This is a genomic window from Pseudomonas kitaguniensis (assembly GCF_049199985.1).
GTDB lineage: Bacteria > Pseudomonadota > Gammaproteobacteria > Pseudomonadales > Pseudomonadaceae > Aquipseudomonas > Aquipseudomonas kitaguniensis.
The window spans coordinates 95,459-118,350 of record NZ_JBLZPT010000002.1 but is presented as its reverse complement, the minus strand read 5'-3'; the positions used below and the strand labels follow the sequence as shown (position 1 = coordinate 118,350).

The window sequence follows — 22,892 nt, the reverse complement described above, 5'->3', positions numbered from 1 at the left end:
GATCAGTCATTGACGGTCTCTCCGGTTTTCTTGCTTTTGAACATGTCCAACGCCAGCATGATTGCACCGACGGTGATGGCGCTGTCGGCAAAGTTGAACGCCGGGAAGTACCAGCGGTTTTGCCAATGCACCAGGATAAAGTCGATCACATGGCCCAAGGCGATGCGGTCGTACAAGTTGCCCAGCGCGCCGCCCAGCACCAGTGCCAAGGCGATGGCCAGCCAGGTGTCATCGCGGCCCAGGCGTTTGAGCCAGACCACCAGCACCGCACTGACCACCACAGCGATCAAGGCGAACAGCCAGCGCTGCCAGCCGCCGCCATCAGCGAGGAAGCTGAAAGCGGCGCCGGTGTTGTAGGCCAGGGTCCAGCTGAAGTAGTCAGGTATGACCACAATCTGCTGGTACATCTGTAAGGCGCCTTCGAAGTGAGCCTTGCTGAGCTGGTCAATGACCAGCACCAGCACGCTCAGTACGAGCCAGCCCAGACGTCCGAAACGGCTGGAAGCGTTAGGCATAGTGGCGAACCTCACCGGCACCGCTGATGTTGTCGACGCAACGACCGCAGATTTCCGGATGCTCAGGGTTCACGCCAACGTCTTCACGGCAGTGCCAGCAACGGGCGCACTTGGGGAAGGCCGACTTGACCACTTGGAGCTTGAGACCCGGTACTTCGGTCGCCACGGCATCCGCTGGGGCCTGGGCAAACGGTGCCAGGCTGGCGGTGGAAGTAATCAGCACAAAGCGCAGTTCGTTGCTCAGCTTGGCCAGGTCGGCAGTCAGGCCTTCTTCGGCAAACAGCGTGACTTCGGCCTGGAGGTTGCCACCCACGGCCTTGGCCGCGCGCTGAACTTCCAGCTCCTTGTTCACTGCCACTTTCACGGCCATAACGCCTTCCCAGTACTCGCGGCCCAGTTCGAAGTCAGCCGGCAGTTCGGTCAGGCCTTCGTACCAGGTGTTGAGCATCACCGATTCGTTACGCTCGCCCGGCAGGTATTCCCACAGTTCGTCAGCGGTGAAGGCCAGGATCGGCGCGATCCAGCGCACCAGCGCTTCGCTGATGTGGTACAGCGCGGTTTGCGCCGAGCGGCGTGCCTTGCTGTTGGCGGCGGTGGTGTACTGGCGATCCTTGATGATGTCGAGGTAGAAACCACCCAGCTCCTGCACACAGAAGTTGTGGATCTTCGAGTAAACGTTCCAGAAGCGGTATTCGCCGTAGTGTTCCTGCAACTCGCGCTGCAGCAACAGGGTACGGTCCACGGCCCAACGGTCGAGGGCGAGCATGTCCTCGGCCGGCAGGATATCGGTGGCCGGGTTGAAACCGGTCAGGTTCGACAGCATGAAGCGTGCGGTATTACGGATTCGACGGTAGGCGTCGGCACTGCGCGCGAGGATCTGGTCCGACACGGCGATTTCGCCTGAGTAATCGGTCGAAGCCACCCACAGACGCATGATGTCGGCGCCCAAGGTGTCGTTGATCTTTTTCGGCTCGATCACGTTTTTCAGCGACTTCGACATTTTGCGGCCCGTCTCGTCGACGGTAAAACCGTGGGTCAGCAGTTCGCGGTACGGCGCGTGGTCGTCGATGGCGCAACCGGTCAGCAACGACGAGTGGAACCAGCCACGGTGTTGGTCGGAGCCTTCCAGGTACAGGTCGGCACGCGGGCCGGTCTGGTGGCCCATCGGGTGCGAACCGCGCAGCACGTGCCAATGGGTGGTGCCCGAGTCAAACCACACGTCGAGGGTGTCGCTGATCTTGTCGTACAGCGGCGCTTCGTCGCCCAGCAGCTCGGCGGCGTCCAGCTTGAACCAGGCTTCGATGCCTTCCTGTTCAACGCGCTGGGCCACCACTTCCATCAGTTCGACGGTACGCGGGTGCAGCTCGCCGCTTTCCTTGTTCAGGAAGAACGGGATCGGCACGCCCCAGTTGCGCTGGCGCGAGATGCACCAGTCCGGGCGGTTGGCGATCATCGAGTGCAGGCGCGCCTGGCCCCAGGCTGGCACGAACTTGGTGTCTTCGATGGCTTTGATCGCACGGTTACGCAGGGTTTCGCCGCTGGCCGGCTCTTTGTCCATGCCGATAAACCACTGCGCAGTCGCGCGATAGATCAGCGGGCTCTTGTGGCGCCAGCAATGCATGTAGCTGTGCTGGATGGTGGCGGTTTGCATCAGCGCACCGACTTCACGCAGCTTTTCGATGATCGCAGGGTCAGCCTTGAAGATGAACTGCCCGCCGAAGAACTCCAGCGACGGCACATAAACGCCGTTGCTTTGCACCGGGTTGATGATGTCGTCGTTGACCAGGCCGTACTTCTTGCAGATCACAAAGTCGTCCACGCCATACGCGGGCGAGCAGTGAACCACACCGGTGCCGGAACCCAGCTCAACGTAGTCAGCCAGGTACACCGGTGACAGGCGGTCATAGAACGGGTGACGGAAGTTGATCAGTTCCAGCGCCGTGCCGGTGGTGGTGGCGATCACCGAACCTTGCAGTTCGTAGCGCGCCAGGCAGGCTTCGACCATTTCCTCGGCCAGCACCAGCAGGCGATCACCGACGTCTACCAGCGCGTAGGTGAATTCCGGGTGCACGTTCAGCGCCTGGTTGGCTGGGATGGTCCACGGGGTGGTGGTCCAGATCACGATGGCCGCCGGTTTGCTCAGGCTTGCCAGGCCAAAGGCCTCGGCCAGCTTGGCGTCGTCGGCGATCGGGAAGGCCACGTCGATGGTCGAGGACTTTTTGTCTTCGTACTCGACTTCCGCTTCAGCCAATGCCGAACCGCAATCGAAACACCAGTTCACAGGCTTGAGGCCTTTGAACACAAAACCGCCTTTGACGATTTCGGCCAAGGCGCGGATTTCACCGGCCTCGTTGGTAAAGTTCATGGTCTTGTACGGATTGTCCCACTCGCCCAACACGCCCAGGCGGATGAACTCGGACTTCTGCCCTTCGATCTGCTCGGTGGCGTAGGCACGGCACAGTTCGCGGGTTTTATCCGCGCCCAGGTTCTTGCCGTAGGTCACTTCGACCTTGTGTTCGATCGGCAGGCCGTGGCAGTCCCAACCCGGCACATACGGCGCGTCAAAACCCGACAGGGTTTTGGAGCGCAGGATCATGTCCTTGAGAATTTTGTTCAGCGCATGACCGATGTGAATCGTGCCGTTGGCATAAGGAGGGCCGTCGTGCAGCACGAATTTCGGACGATCCTTGCCAATTTCGCGCAACTTTCCGTACAGGCCAATACTGTCCCAGCGCTGCAGGATCTGCGGTTCGCGCTGTGGCAGGCCGGCCTTCATTGGGAAGGCGGTGTCCGGAAGGTTTAGCGTGGCTTTATAGTCGGTCATTTAAGGCTCTTCGGTTAGCGATGGGCGCTAGGTGCGGCTAGTGCACGGGCGGCGGCGACATCCGCATTGATCGCCGTTTTCAACGCCTCAAGCGAGGCGAAACGCTGCTCTTCACGCAGCTTCTGGTGGAAAACCACCGTCAAACGCCGGTCATACAAGTCACCGGCAAAATCCAAAAGGTGAACTTCCAGGTGGGCCTTGCCATCACCTGCAACCGTGGGCCTGACGCCTATGTTGGCGACTCCCGGCCACGGCTGGCCGTCGATGTCGACACTCACCAGGTAAACCCCGGTCAGTGGCACACGGCGGCGCTTGAGTTGCACGTTGGCGGTTGGCGTGCCCAATTGGCGCGCCAGCTTCTGGCCGTGCAGTACCCGCCCGGCAATGCGGAACGGGCGACCGAGCAAACGCTCGGCCAAGGCGAAGTCGGCGGCGGCCAGGGCGTTACGCACCTGGGTGCTGCTCACGCGCAGGCCGTCCAGTTCGACGGTTTGCGCGGCTTCGACGGTAAAACCCTGGTTGACGCCGGCGTGTTGCAGGAAATCGAAATCGCCAACGCGGTCGCAACCAAAACGGAAGTCGTCGCCGACTTCCAGGTGCTGCACGCCCAGGCCATCGACCAGGATACGGTCGACGAACTCGGCGGCGCTGAGGCTTTGCAAACGCTGGTTAAAGGCCAGGCACAGGACACGGTCCACGCCCTCTTCAGCCAGCAGTTGCAGCTTGTCCCGCAGGCGGGCCAGCCGCGCCGGCGCCGTTTGCGGGGTGAAAAATTCCCGCGGCTGTGGCTCAAAAATCACCACGCAGCTGGGCACACCCAACTCGACCGCTCGTTCGCGCAACCGGGCCAGAATAGCCTGGTGGCCACGGTGAACACCGTCAAAGTTGCCAATAGTGGCGACGCAGCCCCGATGCTGGGGGCGCAGGTTGTGGAGACCTCGAACCAGCTGCATAACGCGCTTCTTGCTCATAAAGTGGTCGATTATAACCACACCCGGCCTCGGACGACAGGCAACAGCGCAGGCCAAATCGATCGAATCGATAAAACAACCGTTTTATCGCGGCAAAGTGGCTAACTCAGCGACTTGCGATTGAAATCGCGCAGGCGAAAACCTTGCAGCAGCAGCATCCCGAAGTACACCACCACACCCGCAACCACCAATACGCCAAGGCGCATGAAGCGCTCAAGCATGTGGCCTTCATCCCACGCGGGCATAAAATGCATCAGCACCAGCAAGACCGCCGACATCGCCGCCACCGCCACCAACAGCTTCAGCGCAAACAGGCCCCAGCCTGGCTGCGGCTGGAACATCTGTTGCTTACGCAGTTGATAAAACAGCAGGCCCGCGTTGATGCACGCGCCGGCACTGATGGCCAGCGCCAGCCCGGCATGCGCCAGTGGGCCAATAAACACCAGGTTGAGCAGTTGCGTGACGATCAGTGTGAAGACCGCAATTTTGACCGGCGTGCGGATGTTTTGCTGGGCGTAGAACCCCGGCGCCAGCACTTTGATCACGATAATGCCGAGCAGGCCGACGGAGTAAGCCACCAGCGCGTGCTGGGTCATCAAGGCGTCGTGCGCATCGAATTGGCCGTATTGGAACAGCGAGACGGTCAGCGGCTCGGCCAGAATCCCCAAGGCAAGGGAACACGGCAGCACCAGCACAAAGCAAAGGCGCAGGCCCCAATCGAGAATGCGCGAGTACTCCTGGCGATCCTTGCTGGCGTAGGTGCGCGCCAGCGTCGGCAGCAAAATCGTGCCCAGGGCGACACCGAGCACGCCAGAGGGCAATTCCATCAGGCGATCGGCGTAGTACATCCACGACACTGAGCCCGAGACCAGCAGCGAGGCGAACGCGGTGTTGATGATCAGCGAAATCTGGCTGACCGAAACGCCGAGAATCGCCGGCAGCATGTTGCGCATCACGCGCCACACACCGGTGTCGGCCAGGTTCAGGCGCGGCAGCACGAGCATGCCGATCTTTTTCAGGTGTGGCAGTTGGTAGAGCAATTGCGCCAAACCGCCGGCCAGCACCGCCCAGCCCAAGGCCATCACCGGCGGATCGAAATACGGCGTGAGGAACAGCGCAAAAATAATCATGCTGACGTTGAGCAGCGTCGGCACGAAGGCCGGCACCGAAAAGCGGTTCCAGGTGTTAAGAATCGCGCCCGCCAGCGACGACAGGGAAATCAGCAATATATAAGGAAAGGTCACACGCAACAGGTCGGTGGTCAGTGCGAATTTTTCCGGGGTATTCGCAAAACCCGGCGCCGTCGCCCAGATCACCCATGGCGCAGCGAGCATGCCAACCAGGGTCACCAGCATCAGCACCAGGGTTAGCAGGCCCGAAACATAGGCAATAAACGTGCGCGTGGCCTCCTCGCCCTGCTGGGTTTTGTATTCGGCCAGGATCGGCACAAAGGCTTGGGAAAATGCGCCCTCGGCGAAGATCCGCCGCAGCAGATTGGGCAGTTTAAAGGCTATAAAGAAGGCATCCGTGGCCATGCTGGCGCCAAAAATGCGCGCCAGCAATGTGTCGCGCACGAACCCCAAAACCCTTGAGATCATCGTGATAGAGCTGACGGCAGCCAACGATTTGAGCAGATTCATTGAAAGAGTTTGCGCCTATAGATAAAGAGCAGGCGAACAAAGCGCCCACTTATGCGATACTGCGCGCCTGCAACAGCACAGAGCCAAAGCTCGCGAGTTTACAGGTCAAGCGCCGGAAATAAATCACCCGCCTCTTCAGATCGACCACTCAGCAGTTCGCATCAGCCGCTCTTGACAACCCATCAAGTCATCGGCATGATTCGCGGCCTATTTTGTTTGCTATTTCCTAAAAAGTCTTTCGAGGAGCTCGACGGTGGCCAACACACCTTCCGCCAAAAAACGTGCAAAACAGGCTGAGAAGCGTCGCAGCCACAACGCCAGCCTGCGTTCCATGGTTCGTACCTACATCAAGAATGTAGTTAAAGCCATCGACACCAAAGACGCTGAAAAAGCCCAAGCTGCTTACGTTCTGGCCGTGCCAGTTATCGACCGTATGGCTGATAAAGGCATCATCCACAAGAACAAGGCCGCTCGTCATAAGAGCCGCCTGAATGGCCACATCAAGGCTCTGAACGTCGCTGCAGCAGCCTAAGTGGTAAAAACTGCAACGTAGCTCAGGTTACGTAACAGTTAAGAAATGCCCCGTACCGAAAGGTCCGGGGCATTTTTGTTTTCTGGAATGCGCAGAACCAAATCTGTCAGAGGGCTATTTTCAAACACAAAAAAAAGCCCCGAACCAGTCGGGGCGTTTTTTCTACCTATTGATCAAACCACAATCAATGGTGATGACCGCCTTCACCGTGGACGTGGCCGTGAGCTACTTCTTCTTGGGAAGCGTCACGAATGGCGACGATCTTCACTTGGAAGTTCAGGCGCTGGCCAGCCAGAGGGTGGTTGCCGTCGACAGTAACGTCGTCGCCGTCCAGATCACGGATAGTAACGATCTGCATTTGGCCGTCCGGGGCAGAAGCGTGGAACTGCATGCCGACTTCCAGCTCATCAACGCCTTCGAACATGCTGCGGCTCAAGGTGCTGACCAGTTCGGCGGAGTATTCGCCGTAGGCATCTTCAGGTTCTACGGCGACGGTCAGTTCATCACCGACGCTCTTGCCTTCCAGCGCCTTCTCCAGGCCTGGGATGATGTTACCTGCGCCTTGCAGGTAGACCAGCGGCGCGCCGCCGGCGGAGCTGTCGATGACCTCACCAGCGTCGTTGGTCAGGGTATAGTCGATGGAGACAGCCTTGTTAGCGGCGATCGTCATGGGGCGAGACCTTTTGCATAAGAATGAAGAACGGACAAGTCTAAACAAGGATTTGCCCGAAAGCGAACAGAACCCGGACAGACGGAGCCGATCAACGGCACCGTTGATCACTGGATTCCACCAGGACTTTGCGCTGCACTGGGTTGTCGAACTGTCCTGCGGGCACACTCAGCACCTGCGTCACCAGCCGCCATGGCAGTCGCGTGCGTGGGTGCTCGATGCGGCGCAACGCCTTGAAAAAATAGGCCAAGCCTTTGCTTGCGGCTGGTGTGCGCAAGTTCGCGAATAACGATAACCTTGGCACCTGATTCCCGGTAGGCGCTCAGCCATAGGGCACCACCGAAGCCATGCACCTCCAGAGAATTCGCATGCAAACTTTTTTTATCGCGCCCACCGATTTTGGTGTGGGTCTGACCTCCATCAGCCTTGGGCTGGTGCGTACACTTGAACGGGCCGGGCTGAAAGTCGGCTTCTTCAAACCGATTGCCCAGCCACACCCGGGCGACACCGGCCCCGAACGCTCCACCGAACTGGTGGCGCGCACCCACGGCTTGAAGCCGCCGCAGCCATTGGGCCTGGCCCATGTGGAGCGGATGCTCGGCGACGGCCAGCTCGACGAACTGCTCGAAGAAATCATCACCCTGTATCAGCAAGCCGCCGTGGGCAAAGACGTGCTGATTGTTGAAGGCATGGTGCCAACCCGCAGCGCCAGCTATGCGGCGCGGGTCAACCTGCACCTGGCCAAGAGCCTCGACGCGGAAGTTATCCTGGTGTCGGCGCCGGAAAACGAAGTACTCACAGAGTTATCAGGCCGCGTGGAGTTGCAGGCGCAACTGTTCGGCGGCCCAAAAGACCCGAAAGTACTCGGTGTAATTCTGAATAAAGTGCGCACCGACGAAAGCATCGAGGCCTTCTCGGCGCGGCTAAAAGAACATTCGCCGTTGTTGCGCAGCGGTGATTTTCGCCTGCTCGGCTGTATTCCCTACCAGCCCGAACTCAACGCGCCGCGCACTCGCGATGTGGCCGACCTGATGGGCGCGCAAATTCTCAACGCCGGTGACTACGAAAGCCGGCGCATGAGCAAAATCATCATTTGCGCGCGCACCATGCGTAACACCGTGGAGCTGCTCAAGCCCGGCGTGCTGGTAGTGACGCCGGGCGACCGCGACGACATCATCCTCGCCGTCAGCCTGGCCGCGATCAACGGTGTGCCGCTGGCCGGTTTGCTGCTGACCAGCGACACCCTGCCCGACCCACGCATCATGGATTTGTGCCGGGGTGCGTTCCAGGCCGGCCTGCCGGTGCTGTCGGTGAGCACCGGCTCGTACGACACGGCGAACCAGCTCAACGGCCTGAACAAAGAAATCCCGATTGATGACCGCGAGCGCGCAGAAATCATCACCGACTTCGTCGCCAGCCACCTCGACGCCCGCTGGCTACACCAACGCTGCGGCACACCACGCGAAATGCGCCTGTCGCCGGCGGTATTCCGCTACCAGTTGATCCAACGCGCTCAGGCCGCCAACAAGCGCATTGTGCTGCCCGAAGGCAGTGAGCCGCTGACCGTGCAGGCCGCCGCTATCTGCCAGGCGCGCGGCATTGCGCGCTGCGTGCTGCTGGCCAAGCCTGCGGATGTGGAGGCGGTCGCCCGCGCGCACGGCATCGAATTGCCCGACGGCCTGGAGATTCTGGACCCGGACCTGATTCGCCAACGCTATGTCGAACCGATGGTCGCGCTGCGTAAAAGCAAGAGCCTGAATGCACCCATGGCCGAGCAGCAACTGGAAGACACCGTGGTGATCGCCACGATGATGCTCGCCCTGGATGAAGTGGACGGCCTGGTCTCCGGGGTTATCCATTCCACCGCGAACACCATCCGCCCAGCCCTGCAGTTGATCAAAACAGCGCCGGGCTGCACGTTGGTGTCGTCGGTATTTTTCATGCTGTTCCCCGAGCAGGTGCTGGTGTACGGCGACTGCGTGATGAACCCGCACCCAAGCGCGGCGGAACTGGCGGAAATCGCCCTGCAAAGCGCCGACTCGGCCGCGGCATTCGGCATCACCCCACGCGTGGCGATGATCAGCTATTCCAGCGGCGACTCGGCCAGCGGTGAGGAAGTCGAAAAAGTTCGCGAAGCCACCCTGCTCGCCCAAGAGCAACAAAGCTCGCTGCTGATCGACGGGCCGTTGCAGTACGATGCCGCCGCCAACGAAACCGTCGCCCGGCAATTGGCGCCCAACAGCCAGGTTGCCGGCAAGGCCACGGTGTTTGTGTTCCCCGACCTGAACACCGGCAACACCACGCATAAAGCCGTGCAACGCAGCGCCGATTGCGTGAGCCTTGGGCCAATGCTGCAAGGCCTGCGCAAACCGGTGAACGACCTGCCGCGCGGCGCTCAGGTCGACGACATCGTGTACACCATCGCGTTGACCGCGATCCAAGCCGCCAACCGACCTATGGAGATCTAAATGCTGGGTTTTCTGCCTGCCGCCGTGCGCGGGGTGATCGCGTCCCTGTTACTGGCGCTGAACACGATCCTTTTATGTTCGTTTCTGTTTATCGTCGCGCTGTTCAAGGCGCTGCCGTTCGCCAAACGTTTCAGCGAATGGCTGATGAACCACACCCACGAAGCCTGGGTGACCAATAACAAAGGCTGGATGAACCTGGTACGGCGCACGCGCTGGCACCTGACCGGCCTTGAAGGCCTGGACTATGAGCACTCCTACCTGGTGACCAGTAACCACCAGAGCTGGGTCGACATCATGGTGCTGCAATACGTGCTCAACCGACGCATTCGCCCGCTGAAGTTCTTCCTCAAGCAGGAACTGATCTGGGTGCCGGTGATTGGCCTGGCGTGGTGGGCCTTGGGTTTCCCGTTCATGAAGCGCTACACCAAGGCCTACCTGGAGAAACACCCGGAGAAAAAAGGCAAAGACCTGGCGACCACCCGCAAGACCTGTGCGAAGTTTCGCGACAATCCGGTGGGCATTTTCAACTTTGCTGAAGGCACGCGGTTTACGCCGGGCAAACATGCCCAGCAGAAATCGCCGTTTCGCTATCTGCTCAAGCCCAAGGCCGGTGGCATCGCGTTTGTGCTGGATGCCATGGGCGAGCAATTGAAGTCACTGGTCAACGTGACCATCCACTACCCTGCCGGGCGCCCCGGCTATTGGGATTTGCTCTGCGGGAATGTGAAGGACGTGGTGGTGCACTTTGAAGAGGTGCAGATTCCGGCCGAATTTATCGGCAAGAATTATGAGCAGGACGGCGAGTATCGGTTGGCGTTCCAGGCCTGGATCAACCGGTTGTGGGAAGACAAGGATGCCCTGCTGGATAAGCTTCACACAGATTACCCAGCCAACAGGTGACCCTGCCCGATCTAGAGAATGTAAAAAAGCCCGCCACCGATCTCCCGGTGGCGGGCTTTTTCTTGCAGCTTGCAGCTAACCGCTTCTAGCTAGCCTCTTCTTTAGATCGCGCCGCGCTGACGCAACAGCTCCAGCACCTGTTTGACGCTGTCTTCCAGCGACAACGCCTGGGTGTCGATTACCAGGTCGGCATTCAACGGCACGTCGTACGGGAAGGACTCGCCAGGGATGTTATCCCCACCGGCGGCGTACAAACCTTGCGGGTCGCGCTCGGCGCACACCAGTGGCGATGCCTGCACGTAAACCGTGAGCAGGCGGTCGGCACCGATCAGCGCCTTGGCCTGTTCGCGGCCTTCGGCATCCGGCGCGACGAAGGCGGCCAGGGTCAGCAAGCCAGCTTCGTTGAACTGACGCGCAACGTGAGCGGCACGCCGCCAGTTTTCGGTACGCCCGGCACGGTCCTGCGGCAACCCTTTGTTGAGGTCGTGACGCAGGTTCTGGCCATCGAGTACAAACACCGCACGGCCCATGTCGAACAGTTTGCGCTCAACCGCGTAGGCCAAAGTGCTTTTGCCGGCGCCCGACAGGCCGCTGAACAACACGGTGGCCGGCTGCTGGCCGAAGCGCTGGGCGCGTTCTTCGGTGGCTACATGGGCAAGGCTGCCGTGTTGCGCAGCGCCGCCATGGTTGACCGGAGGCGCGATGATCATGCCCGCAGCCACAGTGCCATTGGTCAGGCGGTCGATGACGATAAACGCACCGGTGGTGCGGTTGCTGTCGTAACCGTCCAGCGCGATGGCCGCGTCGAGGCTGACTTTGACCCGGCCAATCTCGTTCAACTGCAAAGAGCTTGCCGGGCCTTCGGCCAGGGTGTTCACGTCCACACGGTGCACGATGCTGGTGATGGAACCCGGCACGTAGCTGGTGGCACGTTTGATGTCGTATTTCTTGCCCGGCAGCATCGGTTCTTCGGCCATCCACACCAGCATGGCGTCGAAGGCGTCGGTCACTTGCGGCACGTTATCGGCATGCACCAGCAGGTCGCCACGCGAGATGTCGATCTCGTCTTCCATGGTCAGGGTCACGGCCTGGCCTGGGCCTGCTTGCTCCAACTCACCGTCGAAGGTGACGATGGATTTGACGCGGCTGCTCTTGCCCGACGGCAGCACCACGACTTCGTCGCCCTTGTGCACGATGCCGCTGGCGAGGGTGCCGGCAAAACCACGGAAGTTCAGGTTCGGACGGTTGACGTACTGCACCGGAAAACGCAGGTCGGTGTAGTTGCGGTCGTTGGCGATCTCGACGGTTTCGAGAATCTCCATCAGCGACTGGCCGGTGTACCAAGGCGAACGCTCGCTCTTGTTCACCACGTTGTCGCCCTTGAGCGCCGACATCGGCACGAACGCCATGGTGCTCGGCTTGAACGCGATGCCGTCGGCGAACTTCAGGTAATTAGCCTTGATCTGCTCGAATACGCTTTGGTCAAAGCCATTGATGTCCATCTTGTTGACGGCCACCACGATGTGCTTGATGCCCAGCAACGAGGCGATGAAGCTATGGCGACGGGTCTGGGTCTGCACGCCGTAGCGCGCGTCGATCAGAATAATCGCCAGATCACAGGTAGACGCGCCGGTGGCCATGTTGCGGGTGTACTGCTCATGGCCAGGGGTATCGGCAATGATGAATTTGCGTTTGGCGGTAGAGAAGTAGCGGTAGGCAACATCAATGGTGATGCCCTGCTCGCGCTCGGCCTGCAGGCCGTCGACCAGCAAGGCCAGGTCGATGTCATCGCCGGTGGTGCCGGATTTTTTCGAATCGCGGGTGATGGCTTCCAGGTGATCTTCGTAGATCATCTTGGAGTCGTGCAGCAGGCGCCCGATCAGGGTGCTCTTGCCGTCGTCGACGTTGCCGCAGGTCAGGAAGCGCAACATTTCCTTGCGCTCGTGCTGGCCCAGGTAGGCGAGGATGTCCTCGCTGATCAAATCAGATTGATGGCTCATAGTGTTCAAGCTCCAAGCTGTAAGCTTCAAGCGGCAAGCTTGTCGGCGTACAGCTAGTCAGAAATTTTGTTGATCAGGCCGCAGAGCATTTTTGAGAGCTCGCGAGTTTCTGCAATCCAGTTATCAGCCAGCGGTTGGGCGATGTAAGCAATGTCGCTGCCGATGAGAATCTGTGTACGTAACTCCCCACAAGAACCCTTCGCGATCCAGAGAAAATGCGCTTTCTCTTTGACACTGCGACGCTCCATGCCTTCAGCAATATTGGAGGGCACCGAAAGTGCAGAGCGGGTAATCTGGTCCTTGAAACCGAAGTCCCTGCAGTCAGCAAGCTCTCGATAAACCCCAACCGCTAAACGCCTGCTTCTCTGCCAAACAACCAGTCTCTCGAAGTCCATTACGAGTCACTCAATCGCGGCTCGCAACAACCGGCTGCGAGCACCAAACTGCAAAATTACGCGTAACGCCCTTAACTTGCAGCTTGCCGCTTGTAACTCGAAGCTTAGAAATAGCCTTGACGTTTTTTATCTTCCATCGAGCCTGCGCCATCGTGGTCGATGACACGGCCCTGGCGCTCGGAAGTTCGCGTCAGGAGCATTTCCTGAATGATGTCCGTCAGCGTCTCGGCTTCGGACTCCACCGCGCCCGTCAACGGGTAGCAGCCAAGGGTACGGAAACGTACTTTCTTTTTGACGATGCGGGCTTTGTCTTCGTCGGACAAGTGCTCAAGGATGCGGTCGTCGTCGATCATGATCAACGTGCCGTTCTTCTCGATCACGTCGCGTTCGGCGGCAAAGTACAACGGCACGATCGGGATGCCTTCCAGGTAGATGTACTGCCAGATGTCCAGCTCGGTCCAGTTGGACAGCGGGAACACGCGGATCGACTCACCCTTGTTGACGTTGCCGTTGTAGACGTTCCACAGCTCCGGGCGCTGGTTTTTCGGGTCCCAGCGGTGCTTGCTGTCGCGGAACGAGTACACGCGCTCTTTGGCGCGGGATTTCTCTTCATCGCGACGCGCACCACCAAACGCTGCGTCGAAACCATGCTTGTCCAACGCCTGCTTGAGGCCTTCGGTCTTCATGATGTCGGTGTGCTTGGCGCTGCCGTGGGTGAACGGGTTGATGTTCTGCGCCACGCCGTCCGGGTTGATGTGGGTGATCAGGTCCAGGCCGAGGTCTTCGACCATTTTGTCGCGGAACCTGTACATCTCCTGGAATTTCCAGCGGGTGTCGACGTGCATCACCGGGAACGGCAGTTTGCCCGGGAAAAAGGCCTTGCGCGCCAAGTGCAGCATCACGGCGGAGTCTTTACCGATCGAGTAGAGCATCACCGGGTTATCGAACTCGGCGGCGACCTCGCGGATGATGTGGATGCTTTCCGCCTCCAGCTGTTTCAGATGCGTCAGTTTGTCGACCATGGTTACTCACGGAAAAACGATCTTATGGACGGCCAGCGGGCCGTGTTCGAGCGGGGCATGCTAGCACAGCACCTTCTTCTATTCAGGGAGCTGGCTAGATCGAAACGGTATATGAATATGCCCCGCAGTTTGGCCCTTGCGATCTATGAACGGCGGCCATTGTGGGAGGGGGCTTGCTCCCGATGGCGGTGGTTCAGTCAATGAATGCGCTGAATGACACACTGCAATCGGGAGCAAGCCCCCTCCCACATTTTGCCCGGCGTTGCGGATCAGATCGGGTTCGGGCAGTCGATGAACAGATGTTCCAGGGCAAAACGCCGCGCCAGATATTCACCCAGCGCCTGCACGCCATACCGCTCGGTGGCGTGATGGCCGGCGGCGATAAAGCTGATGTCGTTTTCGCGCGCGCTGTGAAAGGTTTGCTCCGACGCCTCACCGCTCAGGTACAGGTCGACACCCGCTGCAATCGCCTGATCGATGTAGCCCTGCCCGCCGCCGGTGCACCAGCCGACGCGGCGGATCATTTCGCTGCCTTCGATCAACAGCGGCTCGCGGCCCATTACGTCTTGCACCCGGCGCGCAAAATCGCGGGGTGACACAGGCTCGGCGAGGGAGCCGACCAAACCGACGATTTTCGGGTTGCCGGGGTCCAGCGGGCCTTCTACGGTGATGTCCAGTTGGCGCGCCAACTGCACGTTATTGCCCACGTCCGGGTGCAGGTCCAGTGGCAAGTGGTAGGCCAACAGGCTGATGTCGTGCTTGAGCAGGGTTTTCAGGCGGCGCTGTTTCATGCCGGTGATGCACGGGTTTTCGCCCTTCCAGAAATAACCGTGGTGCACCAGCACCAGGTCGGCCTGGGCTTCGACGGCGGCGTCCAGCAGAGCTTGGCTTGCGGTCACCCCGCTGACGATGCGCATCACTTGCGGGCGCCCTTCAACCTGCAGGCCATTGGGGCAATAATCGGCAATTTTTGCGCTGCCGAGGTAGCGGTCCGCTTCCTCGACGAGGGTGCTCAAAGCAACGGCCATAAAAGACTCCTAAATATCCCGTTCCGAGGCGCACGCAGCCTCGTATAATGCGCGACATTATGGGCGCTCTCCCGCCCCCTGCAACCTGTCAGGACTTACTTGATGCTCAAGGCACTGCGTTTTTTTGGATGGCCATTGTTGGCTGGCGTGCTGATCGCGACGCTGATTATTCAGCGTTATCCCCAGTGGGTGGGCTTGCCAAGCCTGGATGTGAACCTGCAACAGGCACCGCAAACCAGCTCGGTGGTGCAAGGCCCGGTGACCTATGCCGACGCGGTGGTGATCGCCGCCCCCGCCGTGGTTAACCTGTACACCACCAAGGTCATCAACAAACCGGCGCATCCGTTGTTTGAAGACCCACAGTTTCGCCGTTATTTTGGCGACAACGGGCCAAAGCAGCGCCGCATGGAGTCGAGCCTCGGTTCCGGTGTGATCATGAGCCCGGAGGGCTACATTCTCACCAACAACCACGTGACCACAGGCGCCGACCAAATTGTGGTGGCCCTGCGCGACGGCCGTGAAACCCTGGCACGCGTGGTCGGCAGTGACCCGGAAACCGACCTTGCGGTACTCAAAATTGATTTAAAAAGCCTGCCGTCGATCACCATCGGCCGCTCCGAGGGGCTGCGCGTGGGCGATGTGGCGCTGGCGATCGGCAACCCGTTCGGCGTCGGCCAAACCGTGACCATGGGCATTATCAGCGCCACCGGGCGTAATCAGCTGGGGCTTAACAGCTACGAAGACTTTATCCAGACCGATGCCGCGATCAACCCGGGTAACTCCGGCGGCGCGCTGGTAGATGCGAATGGCAACCTGACCGGGATCAACACGGCGATTTTCTCCAAATCCGGCGGCTCCCAAGGCATCGGCTTTGCGATCCCGGTGAAGCTGGCGATGGAAGTGATGAAATCGATCATCGAGCATGGCCAGGTGATTCGTGGCTGGCTCGGGATTGAAGTGCAGCCGCTGACCAAAGAGTTGGCCGAGTCGTTTGGCCTGACCGGACGCCCCGGCATCGTAGTGGCCGGGATCTTCCGCGACGGTCCGGCGCAGAAAGCCGGCCTGCAACTGGGTGACGTGATTCTGAGCATCAACGGCGAACCGGCAGGCGATGGCCGCAAGTCGATGAACCAGGTAGCGCGGATCAAACCGACCGATAAGGTCGCGATCCAGGTGATGCGCAACGGCAAAGAGATCAAGCTGATGGCCGAAATCGGCCTGCGCCCACCGCCTGCACCGGTGAAAGAAGAGGAATAAACCCGCTCACTTGGGTGCCCGTTCGCGGGCACCTGTAAGCTTATATTTCAAAGAGCAGCCATTCTCATTGGTCATGTTATATTGTTTCAATATAGACATTGGAACGCTCTATCATGCCGTCTCGAAGAATCGCACCCTTGGCTGGCCTGGCCCTGGGTTTACTGCTGGACCCTGCCTTTGCAGAAGAAAACACCGTAGAACTCGACACCATCAGCGTCACCAGCGACGCGTATGAGTCCGCCACCAGCCCGGTCAAAGGCTACCGCGCGACCCGCTCCGCCAGCGCGACCAAGACCGACACGGCGCTGCGCGACATTCCGCAATCGATCAGCGTGATTCCCGCCACGGTACTCAAAGACCTCGGCAGTACCAGTGTGGAGCGCGCCCTGGAGTTTGCTGGCGGCGTATCCAAGCAAAACAACTTCGGCGGCCTCACGCTCTACGAATACAGCGTGCGCGGCTTCACCACCTCAGAGTTCTATCAGGACGGTTTCAGCGCCAACCGTGGCTACCCAAGCACACCGGACGCGGCCAATATCGAGCGCATTGAAGTGCTCAAAGGCCCTGCGGCCAGTCTGTATGGGCGTGGCGATCCGGGCGGCACGTTGAATATCGTCACCAAGAAGCCTCAGCCGGAGGCCTTTACCACCGTGCAAACCAGCGCTGGCAGTTGGGACCGCTACCGCACGGCGCTGGATGTGAACACGCCGCTGGACGCCGAGGGCCAAGTGCTGTCGCGGGTTAACCTGGCGGTGGAAGACAACCACAGCTTTCGCGATCACGTGGGCGCCAAGCGTGTGTTCGTCGCGCCGTCTTTCAGTTGGCAATTGAACCCGGATACCAGCCTGCTGGTGGAAAGCGAATTCGTGCGCCACAGCTCAACGTTCGACCGTGGCATCGTCGACGCCAGCGGTGTATCGCGCGCAACCTTCCTCGGCGAACCCAACGATGGCGACATCCGCAACCACAACAACCGCCTGCAAGCCGCCCTCGAACATCACCTTAACGACGCCTGGAAACTGCGCCTCGCCAGCCACTATAAACAGGGCAGCCTGTGGGGCGATGCCTCGGAAAACCGCGCGCTGAATGCCGACGGCCACACCGTCAACCGCCGCTACCGCGAACGCGCAACGGGCTGGCACGACAGCATTACTCAACTGGAATTGCGCGGCCTGTTTGACATTGGCCGTTGGCAGCATGAACTGCTGATCGGCACCGAATACGAGGACTACCGCAAGCAGGAGCGCGTCACCGCGATTGGCGGCAGCCCCTACGCCATCGACATTTACAACCCGGTTTACGGCCAGCCCAAACCCAACGGCGCGCGCTCCGGCACCGATTTTTTCGAGCAGGTGAAAAGCCAGGCGCTGAACCTGCAAGACCAGATAGTCTTCACCGACCGCCTACGCGGCATGCTCGGCGCGCGGTTCGAGCATTTCGAGCAAAGCACCGATGACTTCACCCGTAACAACGCCAAGAGCCGGCAAACCCACGATGCGTTGACCCAACGCGCCGGTTTGCTCTACCAGCTCACGCCGCAGGTTGGCGTGTTCGCCAACGCGTCCACCTCATTCAAACCGAACAACGGCCTGGACGCCGCCGGCAAATCGTTCAAGCCCGAAGAAGGCGTGGGTTACGAAGTGGGTATCAAAACCGAGCTGTTCGACGACCGCCTCAGCGCCACCCTCGCCGCCTTCCATATCGAAAAGGAAAATGTGCTGGCGCTGGACCCGGCCACCGACACCAACCGCGCCATGGGCAAAGCGCGCAGCCAGGGTGTTGACCTGCAATTGAGCGGGCAACTGACCGATGCCATACGCGTCATCGGCGCGTTTGCCTACATCGACGCCGAAGTGACCAAAGGCGACAAGGCGATTCCCGCCGGCAGCCGGATTCTCGGCGTGGCCAAGCGCAGCGGCAGCCTGTTGGGTGTGTATGAATTCCAGGAGGGGGCGTTACGCGGCTCGGACCTCGGCGCAGCGTTCACCTATGTGGGTGATCGCTCCGGCGAAGCAGGCGGCAGCTTCGAACTGCCGGCCTACCACACCGTCGATTTACTCGCGCATTACAAGGCCACGGAAAATGTCACCGTGGGCCTGAACCTCAACAACCTGTTCGATGAAAAGTACTACGAGCGCTCTTACAGCAATTACTGGGTCAACCCCGGCGAGCCGCGCAATTTCACCGTCAGTTTGACCCTCAACCTCTAACGCTCGCGCCTACAGTTGCTGCGGCGCGCGCTCGCACAGGGTGTTAAGCGCCGCAGCCCATTGCGGCGCATCGTTGAGGCACGGCACCAATACCAGCTCCTCGCCCCCGGCTTCGCGGAACTGTTCCAGCCCGCGATCGCCGATTTCTTCCAGCGTCTCGATGCAGTCGGCAACAAACGCCGGGCACATCACCAGCAGCTTTTTCACGCCTTGCCCCGCCAGCGCTTCAAGGCTGGCTTCGGTGTAGGGTTCGATCCACTTGGCGCGGCCCAAACGCGATTGGAAGGCGACTGACCATTTACCGTCCGGCAGGCCCATGCGCGCGGCAAAGTCCCGGGCGACGCTGAAGCACTGCGCGCGATAGCACGTGGCAAGTACCTCTGGCGAGGCGTTCTTGCAGCAGTCGGCGTCCTTGAAGCAGTGTTGGCCGGTCGGGTCGAGCTTCTTCAAATGGCGCTCGGGCAGGCCGTGAAAACTCAGCAGCAAGTGATCAAAATCATCTTCTACGTACGGCTTGGCACTCGTGACCAACGCGTCGAGGTATTCCGGCTGATCGTAGAACGGTTGCAGGATCGAGAACTGCACATTGAGTTTTTTGTCACGCACCACACGCCTGGCTTCTTCAATCACGGTGGTCACGGTGCTGTCGGCAAACTGCGGGTACAGCGGCGCCAGGGTAATCTTTTGAATGCCTTGAGCGGCGAGCCGCGTGAGGGTCGTTTCAAGCGAAGGCTCGCCATAGCGCATGGCCAATTCGACCGGGCCGTGTGTCCATTGTGTGGTCATCTGCTGTTGCAGGCGGCGGCTGAGCACCACCAGCGGCGAGCCCTCGTCCCACCAGATCGACGCGTAGGCATGCGCCGACTGCTCGGGGCGCTTGATGCAAATCAGCGACACCAGCAAGCGGCGCACCGGCCAAGGCAGGTCGATCACGTAAGGGTCCATCAGGAACTGATTAAGGTAGCTGCGCACATCGGCCACCGAAGTGGACGCCGGTGAACCCAGGTTGACCAGTAACAACGCGTGATCAGTCATGCAACATCCTATCTTCAAAGGCGGCTGGATAAGTCTTCCAGGGCCGCGTGCAACTCAGTGAACTGAAAAGTGAAACCGGCGGCCTGCAGCCGTTCGGGAATTGCCTTCTGCCCGCCCAGCAACAAGCCGGACAATTCGCCCAACCCCACCTTTAACGCAAACGCAGGCATTGGCATGAACGCGGGGCGGTGCAGCACGTGGCCGAGGGTTTTGGCGAACTCGCGGTTACGCACCGGGTGTGGCGCGCAGGCATTATAAGGACCGCGGGCATCAGCGTTGTGCAGAAGAAAATCAATCAGGGCGATTTGATCGTCGATATGCACCCAGGGCATCCACTGCCGACCGTTGCCAATCGGCCCGCCCAACCCCAGCTTGAACGGCAGCAACAGCCGCGACAAAAAGCCGCCCTTGGCCGACAGCACCAGGCCCGTGCGCACCAGCACCACGCGCACGCCCAATGCTTCGGCGCGCAGGGCGGTTTCTTCCCAGGCAATACACAACTGGCTGGGGAAATCGTCCTGTACCGGGCCACTCTCCTCGGTCAACTCGCGCTCGCCGCCGTCGCCGTACCAACCCACCGCAGAGCCGGAAATCAGCACCGCCGGTTTTTGCGCCAGGCCCTCCACCCAGGCCAGCAGGGTTTCGGTGTGGCCGATGCGGCTGCGCCACAACAGCGCCTTGCGCTTTTTGGTCCACGGGCGGTCGGCAATCGGCGCGCCAGCCAAGTTGATCACCGCGTCCACATTACCGCTCACGTCTTGCAAGCGGCCGACACCCTGCACCTGCGCACCGCACCAACGGGCGACGGTGTCTGGTTCACGGCTCCAAACGGTCAGGCGATGCCCTTGGGCAAGCCAATGCTGGCAGAGTTGGCGGCCGATAAGGCCTGTACCGCCGGTCAGCAAAATGTGCATGGGACGCTCCTCATGTAACGTTCGCCACCCGTCACTGGTCTATTTTATAGGCAGGGATGAAGCGTAATCGGGCGTGGCCTTGGTTTAAGCAACAGGTGCCTGCAGCACGTTCAAGCCTGCGCTTTAACCATAGGTCACGCCGTAAGAACAGGTACGCCAAAACTTATACTAAAAAACAATATTGTACAGCTATTGGTGTCGGCGTAGTCTGTACCCAACGGTAAAACGAGGCCTCCCATGACTGTTCCCATCGCGATCATCGGCACCGGCATCGCCGGTCTCTCCGCCGCCCGAGCGTTACAAGACGCGGGGCATGTGGTGCAACTCTTCGATAAAAGCCGCGGCAGTGGCGGCCGCATGTCCAGCAAGCGCAGTGACGCTGGCGCGCTCGACATGGGTGCGCAGTACTTCACCGCCCGCGACCGGCGCTTCGTCAACGAAGTGCAACGCTGGCAAAGCCACGGCTGGGCCGAACAGTGGAAGCCGCAGCTGTATAACTTCAAGTCCGGCCAACTCACGCCCTCCCCCGATGAACAGATCCGCTGGGTCGGCACGCCGCGCATGAGCGCAATCACCCGCGCGCTGCTTGATGACTTGCCGGTGACGTTCGGTTGCCGCATCACCGATGTGTTCCAAGGCAAACAGCACTGGAACTTGCTGGACGCCGACGGCGGCAACCATGGCCCATTCAGCCACGTCATCATTGCCACCCCGGCGCCGCAAGCCACCGCGCTGCTGGCCGCCGCGCCCAAGCTTGCGAGCGCCGCCGCCGGGGTAAAAATGGACCCGACGTGGGCCATCGCCCTGGCCTTCGACAAACCCCTGGAGACGCCGATGGAAGGCTGCTTTGTGCAAGACAGCCCGCTCGACTGGCTGGCGCGCAACCGCAGCAAACCCGGGCGCGATGCAGCCCTGGACACGTGGGTGTTGCACGCCACGAGTGCATGGAGCAAGGCGCATCTCGACCTGCCTAAAGAAGCGGTGATCGAGCACCTGCACGGCGCCTTCGCCGAACTGTTGCACAGCGCCATGCCGGCGCCGTCCTTCAGCCTGGCGCATCGCTGGCTCTACGCACGGCCGTCCGGCGCGCATGAGTTCGGCGTGTTGGCCGACGCCGACCTGGGCCTTTACGTGTGCGGCGACTGGTGCCTCTCCGGCCGTGTCGAAGGCGCTTGGCTGAGCGGCCAGGAAGCCGCGCGCCGCTTGATCGAGAACCTGTAATGAATCAGATCAACCCAGCCAAATTGCTGCTGTCAAAGTGGACAGCAGCGCGCCCCAGCAACAAAGAGAAACATTTTTTGGTAACCGAGTTGTTTCGGGACGAAGAAGGCACCGTGCTTGAAATCGAGCTCCAGGCCATTATGACCCGGCGCGCTGAACGCCTGGCGTGGCAAACCCTGCAAAACGACGACGACTGGCGAATCGGCTGGAAATAGCCCCCTCCGCAATTACTTGTACAAAATATTTGACTTGTACAGCATCAAACCTATGATGAGGTTAAGTTGTACAGAACTTGCAGTTTGTACAGGTATCTTGCAGAGGTTTGATCATGTCCGACACCGCAAAACCGAAGATCGCCATCAGCGCCTGCCTGCTGGGCGAGAACGTGCGCTTCAACGGCGGACATAAACAATCGCTGCTGTGCAGCCAAACCCTCGCCGACTATTTCGACTTTGTGCCGCTGTGCCCTGAAGTCGCCATCGGTTTGGGTATTCCGCGCGAGCCGATTCGCCTGGTGGGCGACCCGGCCAACCCACAAGCGGTCGGCAGCGTGCGCCGCGAACTGAATGTGACGCAGCCGCTGGACGACTACGGTCAGCAGATGGCGGCCGAACATACCGACTTGTGCGGCTACATCTTTATGCAGAAGTCGCCGTCGTGCGGTCTCGAAAGGGTCAAGGTCTACCGTGATAACGGCACGCCCGTCGACGGTGGCGGGCGGGGTATCTACGCCCAGGCATTTTGCGCACGCCACCCCAACCTGCCGGTGGAAGAAGACGGCCGACTGAATGACCCGGTGCTGCGCGAAAACTTCCTGACCCGTGTGTTCGTCTACGCCAGTTGGCAACAGCTGCTCAGCGAAGGCCTCAGCCGTCATCGCCTGCTGGGTTTTCATTCGCGCTACAAGTATTTGTTGATGGCCCACAGCCCGGCGCATTACAAAAGCCTGGGCCACTTGCTCGGCAGCATGCACAAGGGCACTGACCTGGATGAACTCGCCGCCTGCTACTTCAGCGACCTGATGACCGGGCTGAAAAAATGCGCCACGCGTGGCACCCATTCCAATGTGCTGCAACACATCAGCGGTTACCTCAAGCAGGCGATCAGCGCTGATGACAAACAGGAAATGCAAACCGTCATCGGCCAATACCGCCACGGCATCGTGCCCCTGGTGGTGCCATTGACGCTGCTCAAGCACCACTTTCGCCAACACCCGGACCGCTACATCGCGCAACAGGCGTACCTGCAACCGCACCCGGAAAATCTCAGCCTGCGTAATGCGATCTAATC

20 protein-coding genes are annotated in these 22,892 nt (G+C 60.2%); 9 read left to right on the top strand and 11 right to left on the bottom strand.

Going from position 1 to position 22,892, the window contains the following annotated elements; translation table 11 throughout:
• Positions 1–2: 2 nt before the first annotated feature.
• From lspA to murJ, 4 genes are all read right to left on the bottom strand, one after another.
• A complete protein-coding gene (gene lspA / locus ACOZK9_RS04445; RefSeq protein ID WP_064450637.1) occupies positions 3–515 on the bottom strand; it encodes a signal peptidase II in 513 nt (170 codons plus the stop codon).
• Positions 508–3,339 (bottom strand): isoleucine--tRNA ligase, encoded by a 2,832-nt coding sequence (gene ileS, locus ACOZK9_RS04440; RefSeq protein ID WP_421555351.1) that lies wholly within the window; start codon positions 3,337–3,339, stop codon positions 508–510. Before ileS ends, lspA begins: the two co-directional genes overlap by 8 nt.
• Positions 3,340–3,353: 14 nt before the next feature.
• A complete protein-coding gene (gene ribF / locus ACOZK9_RS04435) occupies positions 3,354–4,292 on the bottom strand; it encodes a bifunctional riboflavin kinase/FAD synthetase (RefSeq protein WP_058412778.1) in 939 nt (312 codons plus the stop codon).
• Between the two features lie 119 nt (positions 4,293–4,411).
• Positions 4,412–5,950 (bottom strand): murein biosynthesis integral membrane protein MurJ, encoded by a 1,539-nt coding sequence (gene murJ / locus ACOZK9_RS04430; protein WP_058412779.1) that lies wholly within the window; start codon positions 5,948–5,950, stop codon positions 4,412–4,414.
• 253 nt (positions 5,951–6,203) lie between these two features.
• Between murJ and rpsT the strand changes: the two genes are divergently transcribed.
• Entirely contained in the window at positions 6,204–6,482 is a 279-nt protein-coding gene (gene rpsT / locus ACOZK9_RS04425; protein WP_003171647.1) for a 30S ribosomal protein S20, read from the top strand.
• A gap of 184 nt (positions 6,483–6,666) precedes the next feature.
• On the opposite strand, the gene ACOZK9_RS04420 is transcribed toward rpsT, so the two are convergent.
• Positions 6,667–7,152: an FKBP-type peptidyl-prolyl cis-trans isomerase gene (locus tag ACOZK9_RS04420; RefSeq protein WP_027606858.1), complete on the bottom strand. Its 486-nt coding sequence runs from the start codon at positions 7,150–7,152 to the stop codon at positions 6,667–6,669.
• Here ACOZK9_RS04420 and ACOZK9_RS04415 point away from each other — a divergent pair.
• The 3 genes from ACOZK9_RS04415 to ACOZK9_RS04405 all read left to right on the top strand — a co-directional run bounded on the left by ACOZK9_RS04415 (position 7,151) and on the right by ACOZK9_RS04405 (position 10,520).
• Positions 7,151–7,441, top strand: coding sequence for a DUF3565 domain-containing protein (locus ACOZK9_RS04415; protein ID WP_421555407.1), 291 nt, complete (start codon positions 7,151–7,153; stop codon positions 7,439–7,441). The two genes, ACOZK9_RS04420 and ACOZK9_RS04415, sit on opposite strands and share 2 nt — an antisense overlap.
• A 79-nt stretch (positions 7,442–7,520) precedes the next feature.
• Entirely contained in the window at positions 7,521–9,620 is a 2,100-nt protein-coding gene (gene pta, locus ACOZK9_RS04410) for a phosphate acetyltransferase (protein ID WP_058412782.1), read from the top strand.
• On the top strand, positions 9,621–10,520 hold the full coding sequence (locus tag ACOZK9_RS04405) for an acyltransferase (RefSeq protein ID WP_421555350.1): 900 nt from the start codon (positions 9,621–9,623) through the stop codon (positions 10,518–10,520). It abuts the gene before it with no gap.
• Positions 10,521–10,621: 101 nt separating this feature from the next.
• Here the strand turns inward: ACOZK9_RS04405 and cysN are convergent, their stop codons facing one another.
• The 4 genes from cysN to ACOZK9_RS04385 all read right to left on the bottom strand — a co-directional run bounded on the left by cysN (position 10,622) and on the right by ACOZK9_RS04385 (position 14,965).
• Entirely contained in the window at positions 10,622–12,520 is a 1,899-nt protein-coding gene (cysN, locus tag ACOZK9_RS04400) for a sulfate adenylyltransferase subunit CysN (protein WP_421555349.1), read from the bottom strand.
• A gap of 53 nt (positions 12,521–12,573) precedes the next feature.
• Positions 12,574–12,915, bottom strand: coding sequence for a four helix bundle protein (locus tag ACOZK9_RS04395; RefSeq protein ID WP_421555348.1), 342 nt, complete (start codon positions 12,913–12,915; stop codon positions 12,574–12,576).
• Positions 12,916–13,019: 104 nt separating this feature from the next.
• Entirely contained in the window at positions 13,020–13,937 is a 918-nt protein-coding gene (gene cysD / locus ACOZK9_RS04390) for a sulfate adenylyltransferase subunit CysD (RefSeq protein WP_122251901.1), read from the bottom strand.
• A gap of 269 nt (positions 13,938–14,206) precedes the next feature.
• A complete protein-coding gene (locus ACOZK9_RS04385) occupies positions 14,207–14,965 on the bottom strand; it encodes a Nif3-like dinuclear metal center hexameric protein (protein ID WP_058411417.1) in 759 nt (252 codons plus the stop codon).
• Positions 14,966–15,067: 102 nt separating this feature from the next.
• On the opposite strand from ACOZK9_RS04385, the gene algW reads away from it, so the two are divergent.
• Both algW and ACOZK9_RS04375 read left to right on the top strand, forming a co-directional pair.
• Positions 15,068–16,222, top strand: coding sequence for a Do family serine endopeptidase AlgW (gene algW / locus ACOZK9_RS04380; protein WP_058411418.1), 1,155 nt, complete (start codon positions 15,068–15,070; stop codon positions 16,220–16,222).
• Between the two features lie 113 nt (positions 16,223–16,335).
• On the top strand, positions 16,336–18,432 hold the full coding sequence (locus tag ACOZK9_RS04375) for a TonB-dependent siderophore receptor (RefSeq protein WP_421555347.1): 2,097 nt from the start codon (positions 16,336–16,338) through the stop codon (positions 18,430–18,432).
• Between the two features lie 9 nt (positions 18,433–18,441).
• Here ACOZK9_RS04375 and hemH read toward each other — a convergent pair whose 3' ends face one another.
• Both hemH and ACOZK9_RS04365 read right to left on the bottom strand, forming a co-directional pair.
• Positions 18,442–19,467, bottom strand: coding sequence for a ferrochelatase (gene hemH, locus ACOZK9_RS04370; protein WP_152749939.1), 1,026 nt, complete (start codon positions 19,465–19,467; stop codon positions 18,442–18,444).
• Between the two features lie 14 nt (positions 19,468–19,481).
• Positions 19,482–20,381, bottom strand: coding sequence for a TIGR01777 family oxidoreductase (locus tag ACOZK9_RS04365; RefSeq protein WP_421555346.1), 900 nt, complete (start codon positions 20,379–20,381; stop codon positions 19,482–19,484).
• Between the two features lie 237 nt (positions 20,382–20,618).
• Here ACOZK9_RS04365 and ACOZK9_RS04360 point away from each other — a divergent pair, with 237 nt between their 5' ends.
• The 3 genes from ACOZK9_RS04360 to ACOZK9_RS04350 all read left to right on the top strand — a co-directional run bounded on the left by ACOZK9_RS04360 (position 20,619) and on the right by ACOZK9_RS04350 (position 22,890).
• On the top strand, positions 20,619–21,602 hold the full coding sequence (locus tag ACOZK9_RS04360; RefSeq protein ID WP_058411422.1) for an NAD(P)/FAD-dependent oxidoreductase: 984 nt from the start codon (positions 20,619–20,621) through the stop codon (positions 21,600–21,602).
• On the top strand, positions 21,602–21,817 hold the full coding sequence (locus ACOZK9_RS04355) for a TIGR02450 family Trp-rich protein (protein WP_058411423.1): 216 nt from the start codon (positions 21,602–21,604) through the stop codon (positions 21,815–21,817). The genes ACOZK9_RS04360 and ACOZK9_RS04355 overlap by 1 nt, the downstream gene beginning before the upstream one ends.
• Before the next feature lie 113 nt (positions 21,818–21,930).
• Positions 21,931–22,890: a YbgA family protein gene (locus tag ACOZK9_RS04350; protein ID WP_058411424.1), complete on the top strand. Its 960-nt coding sequence runs from the start codon at positions 21,931–21,933 to the stop codon at positions 22,888–22,890.
• Positions 22,891–22,892 lie beyond the last annotated feature (2 nt).